General features: G+C 51.8%; 8 protein-coding genes. 3 read left to right on the top strand and 5 right to left on the bottom strand.

Annotated elements, in window-relative coordinates:
* A partial coding sequence (locus COW20_22660; protein PIW44838.1) for a hypothetical protein occupies positions 1-345 on the top strand: 345 nt, incomplete at its 5' end.
* Positions 342-2,900 (top strand): hypothetical protein, encoded by a 2,559-nt coding sequence (locus tag COW20_22655; protein ID PIW44837.1) that lies wholly within the window; start codon positions 342-344, stop codon positions 2,898-2,900. The genes COW20_22660 and COW20_22655, both read left to right, overlap by 4 nt.
* A gap of 22 nt (positions 2,901-2,922) precedes the next feature.
* Here the strand turns inward: COW20_22655 and COW20_22650 are convergent, their stop codons facing one another.
* The 5 genes from COW20_22650 to COW20_22630 form a co-directional block, all read right to left on the bottom strand.
* Positions 2,923-3,432, bottom strand: a complete 510-nt coding sequence (locus COW20_22650; protein PIW44836.1) for a hypothetical protein — start codon at positions 3,430-3,432, stop codon at positions 2,923-2,925.
* A 99-nt stretch (positions 3,433-3,531) separates the two neighbouring features.
* Positions 3,532-4,836: a hypothetical protein gene (locus COW20_22645; protein PIW44835.1), complete on the bottom strand. Its 1,305-nt coding sequence runs from the start codon at positions 4,834-4,836 to the stop codon at positions 3,532-3,534.
* On the bottom strand, positions 4,796-6,541 hold the full coding sequence (locus COW20_22640) for a formate--tetrahydrofolate ligase (GenBank protein PIW44834.1): 1,746 nt from the start codon (positions 6,539-6,541) through the stop codon (positions 4,796-4,798). The genes COW20_22645 and COW20_22640 overlap by 41 nt, the downstream gene beginning before the upstream one ends.
* 106 nt (positions 6,542-6,647) lie before the next feature.
* Complete coding sequence (locus COW20_22635; protein PIW44833.1) at positions 6,648-7,655, bottom strand: hypothetical protein; 1,008 nt, start codon at positions 7,653-7,655, stop codon at positions 6,648-6,650.
* 505 nt (positions 7,656-8,160) lie between these two features.
* Complete coding sequence (locus COW20_22630) at positions 8,161-8,361, bottom strand: hypothetical protein (GenBank protein PIW44832.1); 201 nt, start codon at positions 8,359-8,361, stop codon at positions 8,161-8,163.
* Positions 8,362-8,367: 6 nt separating this feature from the next.
* Here COW20_22630 and COW20_22625 point away from each other — a divergent pair.
* Positions 8,368-8,859: heme biosynthesis protein (locus tag COW20_22625; GenBank protein PIW44831.1), on the top strand; the 492-nt coding region annotated here is incomplete at its 3' end.

The raw sequence follows: 8,859 nt of genomic DNA, 5'->3' as shown, positions 1-8,859 counted from the left end.
GCTGGGGGACAGGTGGCTGTCAATCATCCTCCCGTGATTCAATCTCTGACGGCCAGTAAAACCAGTTTGCCCGGCGTGGGGGCTCCTGTTCAGCTCACTTGTTTAGCCACAGATGAGCAAGTGCTGCCTTCGACGGCCTATACCTGGTCGTGTTCGAACTGTGGCAATGCCAGTTTTAGTTCAACTCATGGAGCCTCGACGGTTTGGACTGCACCAGATCTGCCGGGCACTTATACGATCAAGGTACAGGTCTCCGATGGGGTGAATCCGGCCGCAGAACGCACTCAGACCCTTGTTGTGACACAGCTTTTAGCCGATGTAGTGGTGAATGGAGTTTACCAATGACCAAAAGATTTCTGTGGGTGGGGGCTGCGCTGCTTTTTTCCTGTCAGGCATCCTCACTGTCTTCCTTGGGGCCTCTTGTGCGCTCTCAGGATCACGCCTTGATTTGGATTGTGCCGGGGCCCTCCCCCCGCTTGCAAATTGCGATTCAATATCCGCAGATGCTTCCTTTGCCGCGTGGCTTTCGCACCCAGGCTGTGGATTGTGCGCGTTTTTCCCGCTTTCAGGTCTCTGTGGTGGGAGCAGGCATTGCCCAGACGCTTTATCCTGCAGGAGCCGATGCCGGGCAAAATCACAGTATTCCAGCGACAGGTTGTACGCTGAACACCACCCTTACTCAGGTTCCCTCGGGAGAGGCCAGAGTGGCCCGGATTATTCCCTACGATGCTACAGGCGCCGAAATTCCAGGCCTGACCCTCAGCGCTGTCTTTGATATCACCCATACGCCGACGACGGTCGAACTCAGTTATCGTTCGAGTCCTGCCGGACTTTTGGTTTATGATTTGCTCACGAGCCAGAATAATCCTTTGATGGCCACCCATTTGGATCGGGCGGCCCTGCAAACCTTGGTAGATACAGTGACTGGGGCTCAGGGCAGTTTTCCTAACTATACGTATACGACCCATCCTTTTTTGGTAGACCGGGCTGAAATTTTACAGGATTTACTCGCCAATGGTGGGAATATAGCGGCCTTGAACCCACATAAGGCGGGATATACGCTTGCCACAGGTTCAATTCAAGGCTCACTTTCTGGCTTGGTGGCCAGTGATCAGGTCAATCTGCGCTTAATGGACCCTCTCAGCTCTGTGCTTCAGAATCAGGGCAATGGTGCTTTCTCCTTTAACCAGGTCCCACCCGGCACCTGGAAACTTGAACTCACAGCCCCAGCGGGCTATACCCATACGGCTCCGGCCACTGTCACCGTAACCGAAGGGGGCACTTTAGATTTGGGAAATCTGGTTTTCACTCCGTCTCGTCCTGTGATTAGCAGTTTGGGGGCCAGTTCGGGCGCTCAGGGAGACACTCTTTTGATTACGGGCAGTCAGTTTCATGCCAGTGCAGCAGGCAATACGGTTAAATTTGGCAATACCACAATCCCCAGTTCAGATATTACGGTGCTTAGCAGTACGCAATTGCGGGTCAAAATTCCGACGGTTCCACTGGGTGATACCACGGTATCGGTCAGTGTGGGCACCCAGACCGCTGTGAATACGCCCGCCTTTCGGATTGTGCCTCCGACCCCTCTGAATATAAGTGCAACGAACCTCTCGACCTCTGGTTTTACGCTGAATTGGGGCGCGGTAACGGGGGCTGAAAGTTATCGCATTTACCAAAATGGGGTTTTGTTGCAAAGTGTCAATGCTCCACAGACCCAGCTGAATATGACTGGACTTTCTGCCGCAAGCCTCTACAATATGCAGGTCTCAGCTTTGGTCGGAGGGGTCGAAAGTGCCCTTTCACAGACCTTAGAAGTCGCGACCCTCTCTAACTGGGTGGGCTGGGGCAGTGTGGGGCTGGGCAGTGAGAATATTCAGGCTTTGGCGGCTCTGAAGACCGATTCCCAAGTGGTTTGGGCAGGATCGGCTGTGGCGGGAGCCTCGCAGGGAGGGGTCTGGAAATGCACTGCCAGTGGTGGAACCGACAGTTGTGTCAATAGGCTGGCGGGTGCAACTTCTGGGACGGTTCAGGCCCTGGCTATTCACCCCACCAATGCTCAGATTCTCTTGGCCGGAACCCAGAGTCAGGGCATCTACCGCAGCAACGATGGCGGGGCACATTGGAGTGTTTTGGGCGCAGCGGCAGGTTTGAGTCATTTAGATGTGCGGGCTCTGGCGATAGATGCCCGAAGCCCAGACACGATCTATGCAGGTACCTATGGTGGCGGCGTTTTTGTCAGCAAGGATGCTGGTTTAAGCTGGGCTTCGGTCAGTACTGGGCTGCAGAGCCAAAAGATCAGTTCTCTTTCTCTATTTTATCCAGCAGCTCCCAATGCCACGCTGCTCTATGCTGGCAGCTATGGTGCTGGGGTGCACCGTGCCAGTGCGGACACTGTCGCGAGCACGGGGTGGACCACGATCAACAATGGTTTGTCCTTTGCTTCGGGGTTTTTCCTTTCGGGGGTCGATGTGCGGGCTTTGGTCGCCCATCCTACCGTTTCAGCCCGTCTTTATGGCGGGGGCTTGGGCGGTTGTTTTATCAACTTTGTCTGCACCCCCCCAGGTGGCCCTTCTGGCGGCTATTTTGTTGGGGTCTGGCAGCGTGAGGATCCGGGCAATTGGGTTCAGATTGGCCGAGATGCCACCCATGGCTATCCCTTGGGATCCAGTGGGACAGGTCTGGACAATATGGATGTCTTGGCTCTGGCGATTGATCCGGTCATTACTCAAAATGTCTATGTGGCGACCCGTGGCGGGATTTTCCGCAGCACCAATGGGGGCAGCGCCTGGGCTCAGATGGGCACGGGGTTGGCCAATCCCTCCTTGGAGGTCAATACGATTGCCGTGAATCCGGTTCGCCTCTATATGGGCACCACGGCAGGTGTTTTCCGGGCTCAATAGGATGCTTTGATTTTTAAATAATTTAATGGCCAAGAAAATGAGAAACGGCGACGCTGCTGGCGCCACCGGTGACTGCACCAAAGCTGGCACCCAAGCTTACAGCATATAAACTGCGCTCAGCAATCAGACCGACCGCACCCCCGGCAATCGCTCCTGCCAGTGTTCCATATACACCAGCTTTCGTTTTCGTGTCGGTAAGTTGAGCAACGGTTGCTCCTGTGAGCAAACCGACGCCTGCACCCAAACGTGCTCCAAATGAGAAAGCACCCACCAGATCATAACCGTTGTTGATCACCATGTCTGCAACCCCTGCGCCGAGGCCACCCACACTTCCACCGACCAATAAACCGGCAAAGCTGCCCCCCAATACGTTCATCACTGGGCTCTTTGAATGGGTCTGCACTTCGAGATGGTCTTTTTGAATATTCGTTTGTTTGGTTTCTAATTTTATTGCTTCAGATTTTTGAGCAGGTTTGGCTTGGCTTGGCGTTTGTAAACTGACAGAATTTTGAACAAAATTAATTGAAGACATGGTGTTACTCTCTCTGGATATGTGTTTCTCTAGAAAGTTTATCGTGCAAATTGGGGTCAAACATGTGTATCTTAGGATTTAGATTAAGTTAAATTTCATTTAATGGGAAACTGATTCTTTCCCATACAGCCAATCCAGGTCTTCGGCATTTAGAGCTTTGGCCAGCTTTAAAGCTTCCACCGTGCGTCTGAGCTGCGCCACACTGCGAGGACCGATGATCAAAAAATCACTGCGAGGATGCGCCAGTGCATAGGCATTCACAAACTGATCGAGGCTGTAATGGGTCTGGTGTTGAAGATTAAACGCTTTGGCAAAGGCTTCTGCGCGCAAATAGCGTTGATGATTCGCTTCTGTAAAGATCGCATCAAAGAGGTTGCGCCAATACCTGTCTTTTTGCATCTTGAGGCGATAGGCATGGGCTTTGGCGCTTTCCCACCCCCTTGAAAAAATCGAAAACCCGCCCAGGGGGGAATAGGGCATGAGGCTGATCCCCCTTTGAAAATCAGCCCGCATCATCTCGGCATGTTTGACTTGAACGCCGCCAGAGTGAATCGTCACCGGCCCCATTTCAAGCAGCGAAAAATAGGGGCTGTTGCAAAGCGGCTGGCTGAAATCTGGGTGAGTTTGCGCCAGTTGCAGGGCTTCTTCGACACGGGCCGTGCGCCAATTGGAAAGGCCTAAAAAATCAAAATGCTGGGTCAGCAGGGGGGCAGAGAGCGCTTCGAGGACGGTCTGCACAGGAGTTTGTTCCCGTTTGACCCGCTGATAATTATTAAAATCTGCATCGTCACGGTGCATGAGATAAATGCTGATCTTTTGCCGGTACTGGGCTCTGGATTTTTCGAGTTCTTCAGATACCTGAGTCACAATCTCTGCTTTACTGGTTTTGAGGCGGCTTTGGTAGGTGCCTGGCCCCAAATCTCGAGGGAATCCGCCCTTGGTAATCACATGCAGATCCGTTCGATTTTGGCGGGCAAGCCATGCGCCCAGGCGGATTTCGATTTTGTCGGTATAAATCGGGGCGGTATCGAAGGTATTGATTCCCAATTTGAGGGCTTCATTCAAAACTTCAAGGGTTTGTACCTGGGGCAGATTGCCCAGATGATCCGTGCCCAGAATCAGGCGAGAGAGTTGTTTACAGAGGCCCTGTCGGGAACAGAGCGTGCGGTATTCCATCGCGGGAGAAGGGGGCGCAGCCGATTCCGCTGTCTGCGCGAGCAGGCAAACTCCCAATAACCCGAAAACAAGAGCTTTCATAGTGTTTACCCTGTGTTTTGGCTGGGTTTCTGTCGCTTTGAATTTCTGTGTTTTTTCAGCCCTACTGAATCTCATCTCGCCTTTCAGCCTCTCAAACCAGACAGATTCAGAACAAGCCCGTGACCTGGCCGGTTTCTGTATCCACATCAATGCGGCGGTAGGCTGGATCTGAAGCGGTTCCAGGCATGAGTTTGATATCCCCGGCCACAGGGACGACAAATCCCGCCCCTTGATACACTTTCAGTTCCCGAACGGTTAATTCCCAATCCTGGGGGCGCCCTTTCAAGGCGGGGTTGTCTGAGAGCGAAAGGTGGGTTTTGGCCATGCAGGTTCCAAATTTCGACACGATCGGATCCGCTTCAATTTTTTTCAATTGGGCCTTGGCGGCAGGCAGGAATTGAACGCCCTTTGCCCCATAGATGCGGGTCGCAATCCGCTCAATTTTTTCAGAAAGTGGCAGACTGTCAGGATAGAGAAATTCAAATTCAGATTTTTCTTGACAGGCATCCAATACGGCTTCTGCCAATGCTTCAGCTCCGGCACCGCCCAGTTCCCAATGGCGAGAAACCGCAAAGCGCGCTTCCATCGATTCAACGGCCTGGCGTACCCTTTCAACTTCTTCCGGGCTGTCCGTAACAAAATGGTTTAAGCAAACCACCGCAGGCACGCCACTTTGCCGCACGATTTCAAGGTGGGCTTTCAGATTCTCCAGGCCTTTTTCGACCAGTTCAGGTGCTGATTGGGTATAGGCGGGGTCAAGCGGTTTTCCCGGGGCTACGGCAGGCCCCCCACCATGCATTTTCAAGGCGCGGACAGTCGCCACGATTACGGCACAGGAGGGCCGCAGGCCAGAAAAACGGCATTTCAGGTTCCAGAATTTTTCGAAGCCAATATCTGCACCAAAGCCACTTTCGGTGACATGGTAATCTGCAAGTTTCAACCCCAGTCGATCTGCCAGGATTGACGACTGGCCCAGGGCAATATTTGCAAAAGGCCCAGCATGCACCAAAACAGGTTGACCTTCCAGGGTTTGCATGAGATTGGGATTGAGGGCCTTGACCATCAAAGCGCTCATGGCACCATCCACCTCCAGATCTGCACAGGTCACGGGTTTTCCGGATTTATCATAGGCCAAAATCATCTTGGCGATCCGGGCCCGCAGGTCGGCCAGATCATTCGCCACGCTTAAAATGGCCATCAATTCACTGGAGACTGCAATTTGAAAGCCCGACTGGGTCAGCAGTCCATCCATTTTACCGCCCATGCCGATCACAATTTCGCGCAGGGATTGGGCGCAAAGATCCATGACCCAGCCGGTGGCCAGATTGCGGGGATCAATATTCAGGCGTTTGAGATTTTTGCTTTCAAGCAGGGCATCGTCATAATTAAATTCATGTTGCATGCGGCTGGTCAGGGCCACCATGCCAAGATTATGTGCCGTGATAATAGCGTCGAAATCGCCGGTTAAACCCAGACTGAACTCACTCAGCGGAATGCATTGGGCATAACCGCCGCCTGCGGCAGAGCCTTTGATATTGAAGATCGGGCCCATGGAAGGTTGGCGAATCGCGCCGGTGACCCGCTTGCCCAAGCGACCCAGACCCTGAATCAGACCTATCGTGGTGGTGGATTTACCTTCCCCCAGGGGGGTCGGCGTAATCGCCGTGACGTCAATATAATGGCCTTGGGGCTGATCCTTGAGGCGTTCCAGAATTTTGCGATAATCCAGTTTGGCCAGAAAATGGCCATGGGGCAAAATTTCCTGAGGATCCAGCCCCAGGGCGTCTCCCAACTCCCAGGCGGTTTTCATTTCGGGTTCGGCGTCGCGTGCAATTTCCCAATCGGCTTTCATGGGGGTCTCCTTCAACAGTCTTTCAGGCGCAGAACCATTGTGCCACAGGCCCGACTTGAAAAAATAGCGAACAGATCAATTTTTGAAACAAAAATCAAATTGGATATTATGGGGTTGTCACGCTGCTGAACCAGTTTCTGAAACTTTGCTCAATTTCTTCTGCGCTGCGGGGTTCAAGCCAGGCTTCAAAGCTTTCCTGGGTTTGGGTTTGAATGTGCTTGCGAAAACCGGCAATGCTCAAACCCAAATCTTGGCCATTCAAGCCAGTCCAGGCCATGACCCGCTCGCCATTGAATTTTTCACGCTGGGCTTCAAAACCCGCCTGTTCCTGGGCATAGGCTTTCAATTGGCCGAGCAAATCGGCTTGGGGAAAGGCATTGTGCAGCCGAATTAAATAAACCGATTTGTCCTCTTCAAAGCGATAGGCTTTGAAGCTTTGCTGATCAAGCCATGTGAGAAATTCTTGGTAGGTAAAGCGCTTTTTATTGCGGGTACGGTTTTGATGGTTGAGGGCTTCATAGGCGAAGATCTCTGGATTGAAATAGGGGGTAGTGCAGACAAATTCAAAGATTTCAGCCAGATTTTCAAAGCCTTTTTGCCAGCGTTGATAATCATAGCCCAGAAAGGCATAGATTTCAGCTGGCTGGGTAGAAAGTTGCAGCTTTTGCGCCCGATGGCCGCTTTCCGTGCGGATTTGATAGGTCAGCCCGTCCCAGCCAAATTTAACGCCGAATTTATGCGCAATCCGGCCCACCAAATTGTTGAGATCGTTATAGGCAAAGTAGAATTGGGCAGTGGCAAAATGTTCAGGGGCGACGAAAATCAGGTCGGTCTGAAAATTTTCATATTTAAACGAGACGATGTCTTTGTTCCAAAATATATCCTGAGTTTGTAGCGCAAACCCTTCAATCAGCAGTTTTTCCAATTCCCGACGCTCAGGGCGGGGTTTTTCAATCAAGAGGTCGAGATCGCCAAAATCTGGTTTCTGGTGGTAATAGGGAATTTCTCGGATCTTCTTGAAATGAGGCGTCAGGCGGTTTTTTACCTCCTGCGCGTAAATTTTATAGTCTGCTGCATTCAGACGCTTGAGATGCTCAAATGCGTTGCCTCCCATCGAGTTTGCCTCCTTTGCATAGGTTCATTTATTTCTAATATTCATGACTTTAAACGGTTCACAAAGATTGATCAAGTTTTTATACAGGTCAATGATTGAAAACAAAACAGATTCTCATTCAATCATTATCTTCAGTAAAACTTTAAGACATGTTTTTTGAGGGGGGCCATCCTTTTGCAGAGATTCAGGTGGTAAAGCAGATGCTTGACGGGGCTGCAGCCCATGCCTGGGCTTGAAAATTGGCGCGCTGATTCTGAACGACAAATAAAAAGTTTGATTGAGAGGATTTACAAGCCTACTCCTGATCTTCTATAATTATTTACAAAAAAGTAAATTGATGGGATGTAAAGATGAAACAATGTAGAAGCTGCCAAGGTTTTGTTCCGCCCAGTTATCAACAATGTCCCCATTGTGATCGAATGATCAAAACCTCAGCCGCCCGATCCTGGAAACTTGCGGCGAATCTATTCTTGGGAAGCAGTTTGACCATGACACTTTCCGCCTGTTATGGGACGCCTCCTCCAATGCCGGAATGTGATCCTAAAATTGAAAACCAGGGAGCTTGTGTCACGTCTTCTCCATCTCCCACAAATTCAGGAGAACCCTCCCCACCTGCTTCAGAATCGCCGGTAGCTTCGGCATCGCCCTCTGCTGCCCCCACGGTTTCTCCGCAAAGTACTGCTTCACCCAGCCCAGAGGCCAGCACAAAACCGTGAGCAGATCGCTGGAACGTTGGTCTGAGCTGAAAGGCAGGCAGATTGAGCCCGAGCAACCAAAACTTTTTCCGGCCTATGTGGTCTGGGAACTGACACTTAGCTGCGATCATGCCTGTCTACATTGTGGTTCGCGTGCGGCAGTCTCCCGCCAGCAGGAACTGAGCCCAGAAGAAGCCCTGTTGATTGTTCCTCAGTTGGCAGAACTCGGTACGCGCGAAGTCGTTCTGATCGGGGGAGAGGCTTATCTCTCTCCCGTTTTTTTGCCCCTGGTTTCAGCTTTGGCCGAGGCGGGTATCACCCCAGTCATGACCACGGGCGGCTGGGACATGACGCCTGAACGCGCTCGAACCATGGCACAAGCTGGTATGAAGCGTGTTTCAGTCAGTCTTGATGGGCTTGAAAAGGCCCATCAGCAGATTCGCCAGCGCCGGGACAGTTTTAAACACGCTTTGCGGGCTATGACCGCTATTGGCGATGCGGGAATGGAT

Source organism: bacterium (Candidatus Blackallbacteria) CG13_big_fil_rev_8_21_14_2_50_49_14 (genome assembly GCA_002783405.1).
Classification (GTDB): Bacteria; Cyanobacteriota; Sericytochromatia; order UBA7694; family UBA7694.
Note: the sequence above shows the minus strand (reverse complement) of the source record. Positions and strands in the feature narration are given on the sequence as shown.